Source organism: Candidatus Polarisedimenticolia bacterium, from assembly GCA_036001465.1.
Lineage (GTDB): Bacteria > Acidobacteriota > Polarisedimenticolia > Gp22-AA2 > Gp22-AA2 > Gp22-AA3.
Genome location: DASYUH010000060.1, coordinates 1 through 16,581, shown reverse-complemented (window position 1 = coordinate 16,581; position 16,581 = coordinate 1). Strand labels below are relative to the sequence as shown.

Here is a 16,581-nt window from a genome sequence, read left to right as displayed (position 1 = left end):
TTCCACGAAAGGTGAAACCATGACCACGCAAGCGACTTCGAACGCGTCCGGCGGTCACGCCGCGGCGCGGCCCTACGTCCCGGCGCGGCCGACCATCCCGCTCGACGACGTCCTCCTGGCTGACCGCTTCAACAAGTTCGAGCTGGGCGCCCGGAAGATCCGCTGGGACGACCAGGGCCCCGTGCAGATCGACTGGTCCCAGTTCGACCGCAGCAAGCTGACGCTCGACAATCTCCTGGTCGTCAAGCTGGTGACCTTCGTCGAGTCGTACGCCGACGTGTACACGTCGCTCCTCCTCGAGAACTTCTGCACCAACGACACGATGGCGACCTTCTTCCAGCTCTGGGAGAGGGAGGAGTCGAACCACGCCGAGAAGCTCGTCAAGTACCTGGAGACGGTCGGGCTGGACCGGGAGGACCTGCGCGTCGCCCTGCAGCGGCCGCGCTCGCGGAAGTTCACCGTTCCGTACATCCAGTCGCCGCTGCAGGCCAACTGCTTCACCTACTGCCAGGAGCTCCTGACCGCCTTCTTCTACCAGATGTTCCGGCGCACCGTCCAGGAGCCGCTCCTGAACGAGATCCTGGTCAAGATCATCGCGGACGAGTGGCGGCACTTCCACTGGTATGAAAACGTCCTGAAGATGCACCTCGAGACCGATCGCAAGAAGACGATCGAGGAGTGCATCCCGGTGTTCGAGAACTTCGCCATGCCGGGCAACCAGATCCTCGGGGCCGAGTACGAGATCCTGACCGACGAGATCATCAAGCGGATGCGCTTCTCGACCTCGGAGATCTTCCAGATCGGCAGGACGATCACCTCGACGTTCGGCCTCATCGAGGGCGGCCGGATGATCGCCCGCTCGTCCTACGCGCGCGACATGAAGGACGTCGTGATGCGCAAGAAACCGGCCAAGCCGCAGCACGAGGAGATCGTCCGCTCGTTCACCGCCGACCTCGAGAAGGCCCTTGGAGCGAGTCCGGCCTAGCCGGAAGATCCCGGAGCCCGTCACCATGCCGTCCGCGCACGCACGCGAGGACATCGCGCGCCTGGCGATCAACACGATCAAGACCCTGGCCATCGACGCCGTCGAGCAGGCGAAGTCCGGCCACCCGGGCATGCCGATGGGGGCCGCGGACTACGCCTTCTTCCTCTGGACCCGCCATCTGCGCTTCGATCCCAGGGACCCGGGCTGGCCCGATCGCGATCGCTTCGTCCTGTCGGCCGGGCACGGCTCGATGCTCCTGTACGCCTTGCTGCACCTCAGCGGGTTCGACTTACCTCTCGAGGAGATCAAGAGGTTCCGACAGTGGGAGAGCCGCACGCCGGGACACCCGGAGCGCGGCTGCGCTCCCGGGGTCGAGACCACCACCGGGCCTCTCGGACAGGGCTTCGGCAACGCCGTCGGGATGGCGATCGCCGCGAACATGGCCGCGGCGCGGTTCAACGTGCCCGATCACCCCATCGTCTCGCACCGCATCTGGGTCATCGCCAGCGACGGGGACCTGATGGAGGGGGTGGCCTCCGAGGCCGCGTCGATCGCGGGTCACCTCGCCCTGTCCAACCTGACGGTCCTCTATGACGACAACCACATCACCATCGAGGGGGACACGGAGCTGGCGTTCTCCGAGGACGTCGGCCGCCGATTCGAGGCGTACGGCTGGTCGGTGCAGCGCATCGACGGCCACGACCACGACGCGATCACCGCGGCGCTCGCGCGGGCCGCGGGCGAGACCTCGAAGCCGGGGCTGATCGTCGCCCGCACGCACATCGCGCAGGGGAGCCCCGGGAAGCACGACACCGCGGACGCCCACGGGTCGCCTCTCGGGCCCGACGAGGCGGCGGCGACGAAGAAGGCGCTCGGCTGGCCGGCGGCGCCCCCCTTCCTGGTGCCGGACGAGGTGCGCGCCCTGTTCGCCGCGCGCGCCGAGGAGGGCGGGCGGGCGCGCCAGGACTGGCAGAGGCGCTTCGAGGCCTGGAGCCGCGCCCATCCCGAGAAGCGGGCCCTTTGGGACCGCTACCACGAGCGTTCCGTGCCCGAGGACCTGTTCGAGCGGCTTCTGGCGGCCGTGGCACCGGCGGCCGGCGCCGCCCCGGCGTCCGGTGCGTTGCCCGGGGCCGGCAAGCCCGAGGCGACACGGGTCACCTCCGGAAGAGTCCTGCAAGCGGCGGCGGAGCTCGTGCCGTCCCTCTGCGGCGGCAGCGCCGACCTGGAGCCGTCCACCAAGACCTCTATCAAGGGGAGCCCGCCGATCAGCCGCGCGTCGTTCGCGGGGCGCAACTTTCATTTCGGCGTCCGCGAGCACGGCATGGGGGCCGTGCTGAACGGCCTGGCCCTCCATGGCGGGCCGATTCCCTACGGCGCGACTTTTCTCATCTTCTCCGACTACATGCGCCCTCCCATCCGCCTGGCGGCGATGGCCGGCCTCCAGGTCGTCTACGTCTTCACCCACGACAGCGTCTTCCTGGGGGAAGACGGCCCGACGCACCAGCCGATCGAGCAGGTCCCCGGACTGCGGCTGGTCCCGAACCTGGCGGTCCTGAGGCCCGCGGACGGGCTCGAAGTCGCCATGGCCTGGACGGTGGCGCTCAGGCGCCGGAGCGGCCCGACCGCGCTCGTGCTGACGCGTCAGGACGTCCCGCCCCTGAAGCGCGCGGCCGGTTTCGACAAGGACCTTCCGTTTCGCGGCGGCTACATCCTGTCCGAGGCGGGGCCTCAGGCCGGCCGGGTCGTCCTGATCGCGACCGGCAGCGAGGTGGCGCCGGCCCAGCAGGCGCAGGAGATCCTGGCGGCGGGGGGGATCGGATCGCGCCTCGTGTCGATGCCGTCCCCGGGCCACTTTCTCGAACAGCCGGAGGACTACCGGCGCGCGGTCGTCCCGACCGGGGCCCGGGCGGTCGTGATCGAAGCGGCCCGTCTGACCGGGTGGGAGCGCGTGGCGGGCCCGGAGGCGCTCCTGATCGGCCTCGAGAGGTACGGCTACTCCGCCCCCTGGAAAGTGATCGCGGAGAAGCTCGGCTTCACGGGCCAGGGGATCGCCGAGCGCGTCCGGCTCTGGCTCGGTTCCTGAAAGCCAGCCGCGCCGTGCCCGATACCTACAACCTGCACCAGGCCGCGCCCGCCGTGAGGCGGCGGATCGCGGCCCTCGGGGCCTCACGCTTCATCGCGAGATTGTTCCGGGGGGACGCGTCCCTGTGGGGACGCGACCCTGCGGCCCGCCGGATCGTCCGGAACCGGCTGGGATGGCTGCGCGCGCCGGAACGGATGATCCGCCTGGTGCCGCGGCTCGACACGTTCGCCCGCGAGGTCCGCCAGGAGGGGATCAGGCAGGTCCTCCTCGTGGGGATGGGGGGATCGAGCCTGAGCGTCGACGTGTTCGCGCGCGTCTTCCCGGCGCCGCGCGGGTTCCCGGCGCTCACGGTCCTCGACAGCACCGTCCCGTCGGCGGTGCGGCGGGTCGAGGCGGGGCTCGATGCCGGCAGGGCGCTCGTCGTCGTCAGCAGCAAGTCGGGGACGACGGGGGAGACCGCCGCGCTCCAGGCCTACCTCTGGGCCCGGGCGCGGCGCCGCCTCGGCCGCGCCGCGGCGCGGCACTTCGTCGCCATCACCGATCCCGGGACGCCCCTGGCAGCCGAGGCGTCGGCGCGCGGCTACCGTGCCGTCTTCCTGAATCCTCCCGACGTCGGCGGGCGCTATTCGGCGCTGTCCTACTTCGGCCTGGTCCCCGCGGCTCTCGCCGGCGTCGACATCGGCACGCAGCTGCGGCGCGCGGCCGCCATGCTGGACCGGTGCTCGCCGGGCGTCTCCGCGGCCGAGAACCCCGGCCTCGCGCTGGGCGCCGCCCTCGGAGTCCTGGCGCGCCAGGGGCGCGACAAGATCGTCCTGCTGATCGATCCGGCCCTCGAGTCGTACGGCCTCTGGATCGAGCAGCTGATCGCCGAGAGCACCGGCAAGGGGGGCCGCGGTCTGGTGCCGGTCGTGGCGCGCGATGCTTCGGCGGCGCTGCGCGTCGAGCTGGAGCGTCCGGATCGGGTCGCCGTCGGAATCACGCTCGAAGGGACGCGCGGCGCCCGATCGATCCAGGCGCTCGTCGGCGCGGCCGGGCGCGCCGGCTCGCCGCGCGGGCGTGGCGGGGCCACGCCGGGGATCCTCCTCGCCCTCCGCGACCGGCACGACCTCGGGGCCTCGATGATGCACTGGGAGATCGCCACCGCGGTCGCCGGCGCGGTCCTTCACGTGAATCCGTTCGACGAGCCGAACGTCACGGAGAGCAAGAAGAACACCGAGGCCCTTCTGGCGGAATGTGCGGCGACCGGGCGCTTCCGGGAGGAGACCCCGGATTTCGTCGAGGGACGGGCGCGCGTGCACCTGGGGGGGCTCGGACGCCCCCGGGCGCCGCGGCTCGCCGCGGCCCTGCGGGCCCTTCGGGCCGCTGCGCGGCAGGGGGACTACCTCGCCATCCTGGCGTTCGTCGATCCGGCCGACCGCGCGCTGGCGTCGTCTCTCGAGACGCTGCGCGCGATCCTCGGCGGCACCGGAGTCGCGACCACCGTCGGCTACGGCCCGCGCTACCTGCACTCGACCGGCCAGCTCCACAAGGGGGGCCCCGACAAGGGGCTGTTCCTCCAGATCGTGCCGGACGATCGGGCGGTCCTGCCGATTCCCGGCAGGCCGTTCGGATTCGAGGAGTTCAAGCAGGCGCAGGCGCTGGGCGATGCGCGAGCGCTGCGGGGACGCAGGCGCCGCCTCGTGAGGGTGCGCTACCTGGGGGGCGCCCGGGCGGCGGTCGCCGCCGTTCTCGAGGCACTGAGGGCCGGATGAGCGCGGGCGGGCCGGACGGCGACGACCGTTTCGAACGCCGCATGAAAACGACCGGCCTCGTCGCCGGACCGCTCGTGGCGCTCGCCGTGTTCGCGGCCAATCCGGGAGGCCACCCTCCGGAAGGGAGGCGCCTTTTGGCCGTCCTGACGCTGACCATCGCCTTCTGGGTGACCGAGGCGATCCCTCTTCCGGCCACGGCCCTCCTCGCGTCGGCCCTGTGCATCGTGCTGGGGGTCGCGCCGGTCCGGGCCGTCCTGGCGCCCTACTCCGATCCGGTCATCTTCGTGTTCGTGGGAAGCTTCCTGCTCGCCGAGGCGTTCACCCGCTATGGACTGGACGTGCGCGTGGCCGCGCGGTTCCTGGGTCGCGGGCCGCTCGCCCGGCGGCCGCTCGGGAGGATGCTCGGCGTGGGGGGCGCCTCGGCCCTCGTCTCGACCTGCCTGTCGAACACCGCCACCGCCGCCCTGATGACGCCGATCGCCATCGGCGCGGTGCGCGGTCCGGCGACGGCGCACGGACGTCGGGTCCCTGAGTGGGTGAGCGGTGTGCTCCTGATGGTCGCCTACGGGGCATCCGTCGGCGGGATGGCGACCCTGATCGGCACGCCACCGAACCTCCTGGTCGCCGGCTTCATCGAGCGCCTCGCGGGGGTGCACGTCGGGTTCGTCGGCTGGCTCCTGTTCGGGGTGCCCATCTCCGTGGTGCTTCTTGCCGCTTCGGTGCTCTTCACGCACCTGGTCCTGGGGCGGGGCGCCGGCTCGCCCGCGGAGGCCGCCGCGATCGGAATCGGCGCGCCCGCGGAGCCCGCCTCCGCGGCGCCGGCCGCGGGCGCGCCGGACGGCGCCCGGCGTGCCGGGGCGCGCTGGACGATCCTGGCGTTCCTCCTTGCCGCCTCGCTCTGGACGCTCCCCTCGCTGGCGTCGATGCTCCTCGGGCCGGCTTCACAAGTCGCCGCCGCGCTTGCCGCGCACCTGCCGGAGGCAGGGGTCGCGATCCTGTGCGCCACGCTTCTGTTCGTAGCCCCGGTGGAGTGGAGGGCGCGCCGTTTCACCCTGACCTGGGAGGACGGCCGCAGGGTCAACTGGGGGATCATCCTGCTCTTCGGCGGCGGCCTGTCGCTCGGCACGCTGGCCGACTCGACCGGGGTCGCGGCCTGGGTCGGAGCGGGGCTCCAGGAGGTCGGCCTGGCGCGGACCCCGGCGGGACTTCTCTTCTGCGCCGTGGCCCTGACGATCGTGGTCAGCGAGTTCGCCTCCAACACCGCCGCGGCCGCGCTGCTGGTGCCGATGGTGATCGCCGCGGCCGCGGCGGCCGGCTTCGACCCCGTACGCCCCGCCCTCGGCGTCGGGCTCGCGGCCACCTGCGGTTTCATCTTCCCGGTGTCGACGCCTCCCAACGCCATCGTCTTCGGCACCGGGCTCGTGCCGCTCCGACGCATGATCCGCACCGGCATCCTCCTCGACCTGACGGCGCTCGTCGTGATCTGGGCGGGGCTCCTCCTCCTGACGCCGATCCTGCCCCGCTGAGGCGCGGACGGCCGTCCCACCATGCGGTGCCGTGTCGCGCGCCCGCCTTGTTCTCGACGGCGGCCTCTGTTACGCTTCCGCCGCGAATCAACCACACGAACAGGAATCGCGATGCGCGGGTTCAGGAACACCCTCAAGCCGCTGAACATCCTGCCGCCCGAGGCGGAGGAGCGGGTGCACCGCGCGACCCTCAAGATGCTGCGCGAGCACGGCGTGATCTTCGAGGACCCTCGCGCCCTCGATCTGTTCCGCAGGGCCGGGCTCAAGGTGGTCGACTCCGACCAGCGCGTCTTCTTCCCGCCGGAGTTCGTCGACGAGCAGATCCGGAAGGCCCCGTCCCAGTTCACCATCCACGCCCGGAACCCCGAGAACGACGTGGTCATCGGCGGCGGCAACCTGGTGTTCGCCCCGGTGAGCGGGCCGCCGTTCATCGCCGATCGCGAGGGCGGGCGGCGCGAGGGGACGCTCGAGGACCAGAACAATCTGGTGCGGTTGTCGGAAGTGCTGAACGTCATGCACCACGGCTGCCCCGAGGTCGCCTGCCGGGACCTCCCGATCGAGACGCGCCACCTCGACATGCTCTACTGGCAGATCCGCCTGAGCGCCAAAGGGATGATCGGCGACGCCTGGAGCACGCTCCGGGCGCGCGACCACATCGACATGATGGCGATTCTCTTCGGCGGCCGGGAGGCGATCCTCGACAGGCCGGTCCTGACCGGGATCATCAATTCGAACAGCCCGCTGCGCTACGACTCCAACATGGCGGAGGGGCTGATCGAGTACGCCGCCGCCGGACAGGTGAACATCATCACCCCGTTCATCATGGCCGGGGCGACGAGTCCGGTCACCCTGGCGGCCGCCGTGGCGCAGCAGAACGCCGAGTGCCTGTCGGCGGTCGTCCTGGCGCAGATGGTCCGCCCGGGCGCGCCGGTCATCTACGGATCGTTCCTGACGGGCCTCGAGATGCGCACCGGCGCGCCGGCCTTCGGCCGGCCGGAGTCGGCGCTCGGCATCCTGGGCTCGGCGCAGATGGCGCGGCGCTACAACCTGCCGTGCCGCGCGGGCGGGGTCCTGACGAACTCGAAGATCCCGGACACGCAGGCGGGCCAGGAAAAGATGATGATGCTCTGGCCGATCATCCTGGGCGGCTGCAACTACGTGCTGCAGGCGGCCGGCTGGCTGGACGGCGGCCTGACCGCCTCCTTCGAGCAGATGGTCCTGGACGCCGAGATGCTGGAGATGACCGAGCGCTTCTTCGCCGGCGTGCCGGTGGACGAGGAATCGCTGGCGCTGGACGTGATCGCGCACGTGGGGGCGGGCGGCCACTTCCTGGGAGAGGAGCACACCCGCCGGCATTTCAAGAGCGAGTTCTACTTTCCGCAGCTGGCCGACACCGAGGCGTTCGACACCTGGGTGAAGAAGGGCTCCAGGGACGCGTACGTGCGCGCCACCGATCGCTGGAAGAAGCTCCTCGCCACCTACCAGGAGCCGAAGCTCGATCAGGCGATCGACGACGAGCTCCTCGACTTCATGGCGCGCCGCCGGCGCGAGATCGAAGCGTCGCTGGACTAGGAGCCTGGCGGGTCCGCGGGACTTCACCCCCGCCGTTGTCTCCAGCGCCCCCAGGCGTACACCGCCATCCCGCTCCCGGTGCTCAGGAGCGTCAGCCCGGCGATCTTGGCGACCGCGAGCGCCTTGTGCGGCTCGTCCGGCGCCGGGAAGAACGACAGGACGATCGAGGCCGCCGTCGTGGCGAAGCCAATCGCACCGACGAGCACGGCGACGGGGCGCCCCCCTGGCACCCGGATGACTCCGGGGCCTGCCGGCTCGCGCTGCAGCTTCACCAGCGAGGCGAACACGAGAAGAAAGGGAATCAGGGTCGTGATGACCGTCATGCTGACCAGGACGTCGTAGGCCCCCTTGACGCTCGTGCCGGCCTGGCCGAGGACGATGCACACGACCAGGGCGACTCCCAGGGTGATCAGGGAGACATGGGGCGTGCGCCACCGCGGGTGGAGGCGGCCGAAGGACCTGGGCAGGTAACGGTCGATGCCGGCGACGAACGGCAGGCGGGTCACGCCGGCCAGCCAGGCGCCGACGCTGCCGAGGGCGCTGACGGTGAACAGAAGCGCCGCGATCGAGGTGAACCCGGGCAGCCCGAGGCGGCGGGCCGCCGCGTCGACCGCCTCGATCGGGCCCTGGAGCCCGCGCACCTGGTCGGTCGGCAGGGCGACGAGGACCGAGGCCGTCCCCAGGATGTAGGTGAGCGTGACGATCGGGACGGCGGTGAAGATCGCCCGAGGGATGCTGCGCCGGGCGTCTTTGATCTCGCCTCCCATCAACGAGGCCGACTCGGCCCCCGTGAGGGCGAAGGCGATGGTCGACCAGAAGATGAGGCTCCGGATGTCGAGTCCCGGCGTCATCGTGGAGAGAGTGAATCCTGTCGCCGGGCCGAAGCGGAACCAGGCGAGACCGCCGATGATCAGGAGCGCCGCCATCGCGAGCCATCGCGCGACCGCCCCGATGTTGCTCAGCCACTTCCCGAACTGCAGCCCGTAGAAATTCGGCACGAGTCCCAGGCCGAGCCCCAGGAGGGCGGCGATGATGAAGTAGGCGGAGCTTCCCGACAGGGCGCGGAGGCGATCCCCCGCGATGTACAGGGCGTTCCCGGCGGCGAAATAGAGGACCCCCGGAAAGTAGGGGAGGTTGCTCATCCAGTAGGTCCAGCCGGTCATGAACGCAGCGAAGTCGCCGAAGGCGTGCTTGCTCCAGACGTACATGCCTCCTTCCTGCGGGTAGCGGGACGACAGCTCCACCACCGAGAGGGACAGCGGAACGGCCATCACGAGGAACGCCAGGACCCAGATCGCGATCGAGCTCGGACCGGCGGCCGCGGCCGTGGCCACCCATTGCAGGTTGATCCCCGTGGTGATCAGGTAGAGGACGACATCGCCGAACCCCATGGCGCGGCGAAGCTCGGGAGTCGCGTCCTTCGCGTCGGTCGGCGGCATGCGGGCGCCTCGGGCCCCCTTGGGGAGCCGATCCGGGAACTCGGACAGGCTCGCAGCCGAGGAGGCCGCGGGAGTCTATGCAACCTCGCGGCGCCTGGCAACGGGTGTACACTCCGCCTCTTGACAGCCGGCCGGGCCGGCGCTAACCTACCTACTGGTCGGTAGGTCGATGGATGCCCCCCCGGGACCGGCGGGTTCAGAGGAACCGGTGAAGAAGCGAGCGCGGCAGGACCGGCCGACGCGCCAGGCCCAGATCCTCGAGACGGCCGCGCGCATCTTCTGCGAGAAGGGGTTCGACAAGGCGTCCATGGAGGATGTCGCGGACGCCGTGGGGCTCACCAAGGCGGGGCTCTATCATCACATCGGCAGCAAGGACGAGCTGTTGTTCGCGATCATGTCGTACGGCATGGACCTGTTCGAGGAGAAAGTCCTGAACCGCGTCATGGCCATTCCCGATCCGCTCGAGAGGCTCAAGGTGGCGCTGCGCGGGCACGTGCTCCTGGTCATCCGCGACAGGCCCAAAGAAGTCACCGTCATCCTGCACGAGACCAATGCCCTCAGGGGGCGCTACCGGGACCGGATCAACGCCCGCAAGAAGCGCTACATCAAGTTCCTCGAGAAGACGTTCCGCGAGATGATCAAGAGCGGTACGGCGCGCCGGGTGGACCCGTCCGCCGCCGCCTTCGCCATGCTCGGGATGATCAACTGGATCTACCAGTGGTACCGGCCGGGGGGCCGGCTGAACGAGGAGGCCGTCGCCGACGCCCTGAGCGACGTCTTCCTGGGCGGCATCCTGGCCCGGCCGGGGCATGTGGCGTGAAGACCACGCGCGACGTCGGCATAGCCGGGTACGGCGCCTGCATCCCGCGCCCGCGCATCGCCGCCCGGATCATCGCCGCCGCCTGGGGCCGGCCGCCGGACGCGCGCCTGCCGGTGCGCGAGAAGTCGGTCCCGTCGGCCGACGAGGACACGGTCACCATGGCGATCGAGGCGGCCCGCGGGGCGCTCCGGCGCGCGCGCGTCCCGCCCGACTCGATCCGGGCCGTGTGGGTCGGCACGGAATCGAAGCCGTATGCGGTCAAGCCGTCGAGCACCATCGTGGCGGAGGCGATCGGAGCGACCCCGTGGGTCAGCGCCGCCGACCTGGAGTTCGCCTGCAAGGCCGGCTCCGAGGCGATGCAGGCCGCCTGCGCCTACGTCGGCTCCGGCATGGCCGATCACGCCCTGGCGATCGGCATGGACGCGGCGCAGAGCAAGCCGGGAGATCACCTGGAGTTCACCGCCGCCGCGGGGGGCGCGGCCTTCCTGTTCGGTCCGGCGGCCTCCGCTCTCGCCGTCGTCGAGGCGTCGCGGTCGTACGTGACCGACACCCCCGACTTCTTCCGCCGCCAGCACATGCACTACCCGGAGCACGGGCACCGGTTCACCGGCGAGCCGGCGTACTTCCGGCATTCCCTCGAGGCGTCGCGGGGCCTGCTCTCGGAGCTGGGGCGGAGGCCGGCCGACTACCGCTGGGCCGTCTTTCACCAGCCGAACCCGAAGTTCGTGCGCCGGGTCGCGGCCGAGCTCGGATTCGAGGAGGCGCAGATCGCCGCGGGCGCCGTGGTCGATCGGATCGGCAACACGTACTCCGGCGCGTCGCTCCTCGGGCTGGCGGCGATTCTGGACGTCGCCCGCCCGGGGGACCGGATCTTCTTCTGCTCCTACGGCAGCGGGGCCGGAAGCGACGCCTTCTCGCTGTGCGCCACGCCGAGGCTCGAGGAGGTCCGCGCGGCGGCGCCGTCGGTGGCCGACTATGTCGGGCGCCGCCATCCCATCGAGGACTACGGGACCTACCTGAGAACGACGCGCACGATTCGCCTGCTGTGAGGAGGGGATGAGGGACGTCAGCATCGTCGGAGTGGGGCAGACGGCGGTGGCGGAGCACTGGGATCGCTCGATCCGCGATCTGTCGGTCGAGGCGATCGCGGCGGCGCGCCGTGACGCCGGCGTCGAGCGGGTGGACGCGCTCTTCGTCGGCAACATGCTGTCGGGGGAGCTGGCGGGGCAGGAGAACCTCGCGACCCTGGTCGCCGACGCCTGCGGCCTCCTGCCGATCGAGGCGCTGAAGATCGAGGCGGCCTGCGCCTCGGGAGGGGCGGCGCTGCGCGCCGCCTGCCTGGCGGTGGGCTCCGGGGCGCACGACTACGTCCTGGTCCTGGGGGTGGAGAAGATGACCGACCACCTGACGGACGGGGTGACGTCGGCCCTGGCCCTGGCGGCCGACGCCGACTACGAGGCGGCGCACGGCATCTCGTTCGCCGCGTTGAACGCGCTCCTGATGCGGCGGTACATGCACGAGCACCGGGCGCGCCACGAGGAGTTCGCCCCGTTCTCGGTCAACGCCCACCGGAACGCGGCGCTCAACCCCCACGCCATGTACCGGACGCCGATCACCGTGGACGAGTTCATCCAATCGCCCGTGGTGGCCGATCCGATCAACATCCTCGACTCGGCCGGGATCTGCGACGGCGCCGCGGCGCTCCTCGTCGCCCCCTCGTCCGAGGCGCGCCGGGCGCGCCGCCCGCCGGTGCGCGTCGCGGCCTCGGTCTGCGCGACCGACACCCTGGGACTGGCCGAGCGCCGGGACCCGCTGGTCTGGCAGGCGGTCGCCGACTCCGCCCGCCTGGCGTACGACCAGGCGAAGGTGAAGCCGAAGGACATCGACCTCTTCGAGATCCACGACGCCTTCACGATCGTCTCGGCCCTGACCCTCGAGGCGTGCGGCTTCGCCGACCGCGGGAGCGCCCTGAAGCTGGCGGCCGAGGGGCGGATCGCCCTCGAGGGGGACATCCCGATCGGCACGATGGGCGGCCTCAAGGGACGCGGCCACCCGGTGGGGGCCAGCGGCGTCTACCAGCTCGTCGAGTGCGTCCTGCAGCTGCGTGGCGAGGCCGGCCCCGCGCAGGTCAAGGGGGCCTCGATCGGCATGGCCCAGAGCGTCGGCGGCTCCGGCTCGGTCGCCGTCACGCACATCCTGGCGACATGATGGAGCTGCCCCGCTACCACCGCCTGCGCGGAGCGTACTACCGGCTCGAAGGGAGCGCCTGCCCCGGGTGCGAGCGCCGCTTCTTCCCGCCGCGCGCCGTCTGCCCGTCCTGCAAGACGGCGGGACTCGGTACGGTCGCCTTCTCGGGGCGCGGCACGTTGTACTCCTGGAGCCGGGTCGTGCAGCCGCCCCGCGGCTTCGCCTCGCTCGCCCCCTACGACGTCGGCATGGTGCGGCTCGAGGAGGGTCCTCTCGTCACGGCGCAGCTCGCCGATACGGAAGGCGTGGAGCTCGCGATCGGCATGCCGGTCGAGATGGTGACGCGCAAGATCCGGGACGCCGAGGAGCACGGCTACATCGTCTATGGCTACAAGTTCCGGCCCCTCCTCCGGCCCGGCGGGGCCGGCGGTCCGTGAGCCGCGCCGAGCGCGTCGTCCCCCTGCAGGAAGCCGCCGCCCTGGCGCAGGACGGCATGATCGTCGGACTGTCCGGTTTCTCCTACCAGAACCCGCCGATGGCGATGGTGCGCGCCCTCATCCGCCGTCGCCTGAAGGATCTGACCCTGGTCTCCGGGCCGACCTCCGGACTCGAGACCGATCTCCTGATCGGCGCCGGTTGCGTGCGGCGTGTCGTGACCGCCGGCGTGGCCTTCGAGCGCGTCCTGCCGATCGCCCCTGCCTTCCGGCGCGCCGCCGAGCGGGGGGACATCGAGGTCTGGGAATGCGACGAGTGCATCTGGCACCTGGCGCTGAAGGCGGCCGCCTGGGGGATGCCGTACATCCTCTGGCGGGGGGGCGTCGGCAGCTCGCTGCCTGAGCTGAACCCGGAGCTTCGGGAAATCCAGGAGGGGGGCCGCCGCTACCTCAAGGTGCCCCCCGTGCGGCCGGACATCGTCTTTCTGCACGCCGCCGAGGCGGATGCCTTCGGCAACGTGCGCACTGCGCGGGAGGCCTACCTGGGACGGACCTTCGCGGAGAGGGCCCTGGCGCTCGCCTGTCACGGCCCGGTGGTGGCCACCGTCGAGCGGCTCGTCGACCCCGACGAGGTGACCGGCTCGCCGGAGCGCACGCTCGTGCGCGGCGCGCTGGTGGTCGAGGCGCCGGGCGGCGCGCACCCTGGTGGTGTGAGCGGACGGTACGTGCCGGACCTCGAGCACTGCCGCGAGTACGCGGAGGCGGGAGAGGCCCGCCGAAAGGGGGATCCGGTCCCCTTCCAGCGCTACCTCGAGCGCTACGTGTACGGCGCCGAGGGGCCCGAGGATTACCTGCGCGCCATCGGGCCCGAACGTCTCGAGCGGCTCGCGTCGGGGCCTTCGTGAACGCGGAGCGCGAAGCGGGGGGTGGCCTCCGGACTGCGGCGGACCGGCTGGGAGTGGCGCGCCTCCTGGCCTGCGTGCTGGCGCGCGAGCTTCGCGACGGGGAGATCGTCGCCTTCGGTCTCCATGCCGAGCTGCTCCTGGCGGCGGCCCTCCTGGCGCAGAGGCTGCACGCCCCGAACCTCGTGATCAGGCATGGACTGCGGGTCGAGCGCGGCGCCGACCTGCAGCCGGCCGCCTGGACCGCCGACAGCACCTCCCGATCCCACGAGGTCATCGAGTATCTCGAGTCCCACGACGCCATCCTCGACGTCGCGAACCCGGCGTCCCCCCTGCGCTTCTGCGACGTCTTCCTGGTCGGCGGCATGCAGATCGACCGGGAGGGGAGCACGAACCTGATCGGGATCAAGGGGGAGGACGGCCGGATGAAGGTGCGCGGGCCCGGCTCGATCGGCACGACGTCGATCGGGACTCTGGCGCGGCACGTGATCCTGTTCTCCGGAGAGCACACGGCGCGCCGCTTCGTCGAGCGGGTGGACTACGTTTCGGTGCCGGGCTGGCGCCGCCGGGCGGCCGCCGGTCTCGAGGGGGGACCCTCTCTGTGCGTGACGCCGCTCGCGGTGTTCGCGTTCGAGGACGGCTCGATGCGTCTGCGATCCGTTCATCCGCACGCCTCCGAACAGGACGTGCGCCGGCGTACCGGCTTCCCCCTCCCGGCGGGCGCGGCGCCGAAGACACCGGCTCCCAGCGCGGCGGAACAAGCGGCGCTGGACATCGTCGATCCGTTCGACCGCCTGGCGGCGGTCGATCTCCGGCCCGACGGAGGGGAGCCGTGACGCTGGTCGCCACCCTCAGCGAGGCGGTCGGGACGGTGGGGGACGGCGCGCTCCTGACCTTCGGGGGGTTCCAGCTCAACCGCGCCCCGATGGCCCTGGTGTTCGAGCTCATCCGGCAGGGCCGGCGCGACCTGCGCGTCGTGTCCGTGCCGAATCCGCTGCCGCTGGATCTTCTGGTGGCGGCGGGGGCGGTCGCCGAGGCGGAGTTCGGCTTCATCGGCTTCCAGTGCGAAGACGGCTTCGTGGTCGCGCCGACGGTCAAGACCGCCATCGAGAAGGGGGCCCTCCTCTACAGGGAGCGGGACGTGTACGAGATCGTCCAGGGGCTGCGGGCGGCCGCCCTGGGGCTGCCGTTCCTGGCGGCGCCGGGGGGCGAGGGCTCCGACTACGCCCGGGTCAACCGCACGCCGGAGATCACCGATCCCGCAACCGGCGGCCGGATCCCGGTTTCCATGGCGATCCGCCCGGACGTGGCGCTTCTTCACGTCCAGCTGGCGGATCGGAAGGGGAACCTGCGGATCGACGATCCGTACGCCGACGAGCTCCTGGCGCGCGCGAGCCTCCGGGTGATCGCTTCCGCGGAGAAGATCGTCGAGCGGATCGACGAGCCGACGATCCCCGGCGCGTTCGTCGATCTCGTGGTGGAAGCACCCGGGGGGGCGTTTCCGACCAGCTGTCACCGCGCCTATCGCTACGGCCTCGCGCATCTGCGCGAGTACGTGGCCGCAGCGTCGGCAGGCCGGCCGGGGGACTACCTGCGCACCTACGTCGCCGGAACGCGCGATCACGCCGCCTTCCTGTCGGCCGTCGAGAGTCCGGGAGGATGGGACGGGCCCGCGCTCCAGGCGCCGGGCGGGGTGTCCACATCACCATCCGCTCGCCCGCCGACCGGGACCGCGTGGGACGCCGCACGGCCGGCCGATCGTCTGGTCGTCGAGATGGCGCGCCTCATCAAGGACGGGGACGTCGTGGCCACCGGCGTGGCGTCCGCTCTGCCGATGCTGGCCGTCGCCCTGGCGCGCGCCACCCACGCCCGCGGCCTGACCTACTTCAATTGCGTGGGGGCGGTTGATCCCGACATCCGGTCCGCCTCGCCGACGTCCGTCGACCCGCGGCTCCTCGAGCGCTGCGAAGGTCGGGTGTCCCTGCCGGGACTCTTCGACCTGGCCCACCGGGGGGGCATCGACCTGATGTTCTTCGGGGTGGCCCAGGTGGATGCCCTGGGCCGCACGAACCTGACCTGCATCGGCGAATACGACCGGCCCCGGGTGAAGCTGCCCGGGCCGGCGGGATCGTCGTCGATGCGCTCGCACGTCCCGAAGATCGTGATCACGGTGCCGCGGCACTCGCAGCGCGCGCTCGTCGAGTCCGTCGATTTCGCCACGACCGCGGCGGCCCCGGCGAACCGCGACACGAGCGTCGTCACCGACCTCGGGCTTTTCAGGCTGCAATCGGGCCGGCTCGCCCTGGTCTCAAGGCGCGATGGCGTGCGGCCGGACGAGGTGCGCGCGCAGACCGGATTCGCGTTCGCGGGTGACGGGGACGCGGCGCCGGGGCCGACCGAGAACGAGTTGAACGCCCTGGCCCTGCTGGATCCCGCCGGGATCCGGCACGCCATGGTGTGACGGGCGCCGAAAGGCGCGGCTCGACGGACAGGGGAGGAGTGCGATGGGAGAGCGGATGATGCGGGCGGTCGTGATGCGGGAGTTCGGCGGGCCGGATGCGCTGCGCCTCGAAGAAGTCCCCGCCCCGGAACCGGGCTCGCTTCGCGAGCGCGAGGTCCTGATCCGGGTGAAGGCGGTCGGGGTGTGCTACCACGACATCATCAACCGTCTCGGCAACCTGCCGCGCACCAAGCTCCCGTCGATCCTGGGGCACGAAATCGCCGGGGAGATCGTCGCGGTTGGGACCGGCGTGCCGGCGCTCCGCCCGGGCCACCGGGTCGCCACCATCCAGCGGGTCCACTGCGGACGCTGCGACCTGTGCAAGCGCGGCCGCTCGACCCTGTGCAAGGAAGGGGTCTTCTTCGGAGAGGAGATTCCCGGC

The 16,581-nt window shown here is 71.5% G+C and carries 14 protein-coding genes; 13 read left to right on the top strand and 1 reads right to left on the bottom strand.

Annotated elements, in window-relative coordinates:
- Nucleotides 1-19 precede the first annotated feature (19 nt).
- From VGV60_12240 to VGV60_12220, 5 genes are read left to right on the top strand one after another with little or no spacing between them, the layout of a single operon-like run.
- On the top strand, nucleotides 20-985 hold the full coding sequence (locus VGV60_12240) for an acyl-ACP desaturase (GenBank protein HEV8702033.1): 966 nt from the start codon (nucleotides 20-22) through the stop codon (nucleotides 983-985).
- 25 nt (nucleotides 986-1,010) lie between these two features.
- On the top strand, nucleotides 1,011-3,068 hold the full coding sequence (gene tkt / locus VGV60_12235) for a transketolase (GenBank protein ID HEV8702032.1): 2,058 nt from the start codon (nucleotides 1,011-1,013) through the stop codon (nucleotides 3,066-3,068).
- Nucleotides 3,069-3,082: 14 nt separating this feature from the next.
- The gene (locus tag VGV60_12230; GenBank protein ID HEV8702031.1) at nucleotides 3,083-4,819 is read left to right on the top strand and encodes a glucose-6-phosphate isomerase; all 1,737 of its coding nucleotides are present in this window, start codon (nucleotides 3,083-3,085) and stop codon (nucleotides 4,817-4,819) included.
- Nucleotides 4,816-6,345 carry an SLC13 family permease gene (locus VGV60_12225; protein ID HEV8702030.1) on the top strand — a complete coding sequence of 510 codons (1,530 nt, stop codon included), beginning with the start codon at nucleotides 4,816-4,818 and terminating at the stop codon, nucleotides 6,343-6,345. Before VGV60_12230 ends, VGV60_12225 begins: the two co-directional genes overlap by 4 nt.
- A 21-nt stretch (nucleotides 6,346-6,366) precedes the next feature.
- Nucleotides 6,367-7,917, top strand: coding sequence for a trimethylamine methyltransferase family protein (locus VGV60_12220; protein HEV8702029.1), 1,551 nt, complete (start codon nucleotides 6,367-6,369; stop codon nucleotides 7,915-7,917).
- Between the two features lie 23 nt (nucleotides 7,918-7,940).
- On the opposite strand, the gene VGV60_12215 is transcribed toward VGV60_12220, so the two are convergent.
- Nucleotides 7,941-9,356, bottom strand: coding sequence for an APC family permease (locus VGV60_12215; GenBank protein HEV8702028.1), 1,416 nt, complete (start codon nucleotides 9,354-9,356; stop codon nucleotides 7,941-7,943).
- Nucleotides 9,357-9,564: 208 nt separating this feature from the next.
- On the opposite strand from VGV60_12215, the gene VGV60_12210 reads away from it, so the two are divergent.
- From VGV60_12210 to VGV60_12175, 8 genes are all read left to right on the top strand, one after another.
- Nucleotides 9,565-10,176: a TetR/AcrR family transcriptional regulator gene (locus VGV60_12210; GenBank protein ID HEV8702027.1), complete on the top strand. Its 612-nt coding sequence runs from the start codon at nucleotides 9,565-9,567 to the stop codon at nucleotides 10,174-10,176.
- Nucleotides 10,173-11,225 carry a hydroxymethylglutaryl-CoA synthase gene (locus tag VGV60_12205; protein ID HEV8702026.1) on the top strand — a complete coding sequence of 351 codons (1,053 nt, stop codon included), beginning with the start codon at nucleotides 10,173-10,175 and terminating at the stop codon, nucleotides 11,223-11,225. The genes VGV60_12210 and VGV60_12205 overlap by 4 nt, the downstream gene beginning before the upstream one ends.
- A 7-nt stretch (nucleotides 11,226-11,232) precedes the next feature.
- A complete protein-coding gene (locus VGV60_12200) occupies nucleotides 11,233-12,384 on the top strand; it encodes a thiolase domain-containing protein (protein HEV8702025.1) in 1,152 nt (383 codons plus the stop codon).
- On the top strand, nucleotides 12,384-12,800 hold the full coding sequence (locus tag VGV60_12195; protein HEV8702024.1) for a Zn-ribbon domain-containing OB-fold protein: 417 nt from the start codon (nucleotides 12,384-12,386) through the stop codon (nucleotides 12,798-12,800). Before VGV60_12200 ends, VGV60_12195 begins: the two co-directional genes overlap by 1 nt.
- Nucleotides 12,797-13,702: a CoA-transferase gene (locus tag VGV60_12190; GenBank protein HEV8702023.1), complete on the top strand. Its 906-nt coding sequence runs from the start codon at nucleotides 12,797-12,799 to the stop codon at nucleotides 13,700-13,702. The genes VGV60_12195 and VGV60_12190 overlap by 4 nt, the downstream gene beginning before the upstream one ends.
- A complete protein-coding gene (locus VGV60_12185; protein ID HEV8702022.1) occupies nucleotides 13,699-14,535 on the top strand; it encodes a CoA-transferase in 837 nt (278 codons plus the stop codon). The genes VGV60_12190 and VGV60_12185 overlap by 4 nt, the downstream gene beginning before the upstream one ends.
- Nucleotides 14,532-16,160 (top strand): CoA-transferase, encoded by a 1,629-nt coding sequence (locus VGV60_12180; protein ID HEV8702021.1) that lies wholly within the window; start codon nucleotides 14,532-14,534, stop codon nucleotides 16,158-16,160. The genes VGV60_12185 and VGV60_12180 overlap by 4 nt, the downstream gene beginning before the upstream one ends.
- A 43-nt stretch (nucleotides 16,161-16,203) precedes the next feature.
- Nucleotides 16,204-16,581 (top strand): alcohol dehydrogenase catalytic domain-containing protein (locus VGV60_12175; protein HEV8702020.1); only part of this gene is annotated, 378 nt, incomplete at its 3' end.

Bases quoted from the DNA above. Each gene is read 5' to 3' on its own strand.
- VGV60_12240 (HEV8702033.1), top strand. From the start codon at position 20: ATGACCACGCAAGCGACTTCGAACGCGTCCGGCGGTCACGCCGCGGCG.
- tkt (HEV8702032.1), top strand. From the start codon at position 1,011: ATGCCGTCCGCGCACGCACGCGAGGACATCGCGCGCCTGGCGATCAAC.
- VGV60_12225 (HEV8702030.1), top strand. From the start codon at position 4,816: ATGAGCGCGGGCGGGCCGGACGGCGACGACCGTTTCGAACGCCGCATG.
- VGV60_12220 (HEV8702029.1), top strand. From the start codon at position 6,367: ATGCGGTGCCGTGTCGCGCGCCCGCCTTGTTCTCGACGGCGGCCTCTG.
- VGV60_12215 (HEV8702028.1), bottom strand. From the start codon at position 9,356: ATGCCGCCGACCGACGCGAAGGACGCGACTCCCGAGCTTCGCCGCGCC.
- VGV60_12200 (HEV8702025.1), top strand. From the start codon at position 11,233: ATGAGGGACGTCAGCATCGTCGGAGTGGGGCAGACGGCGGTGGCGGAG.
- VGV60_12195 (HEV8702024.1), top strand. From the start codon at position 12,384: ATGGAGCTGCCCCGCTACCACCGCCTGCGCGGAGCGTACTACCGGCTC.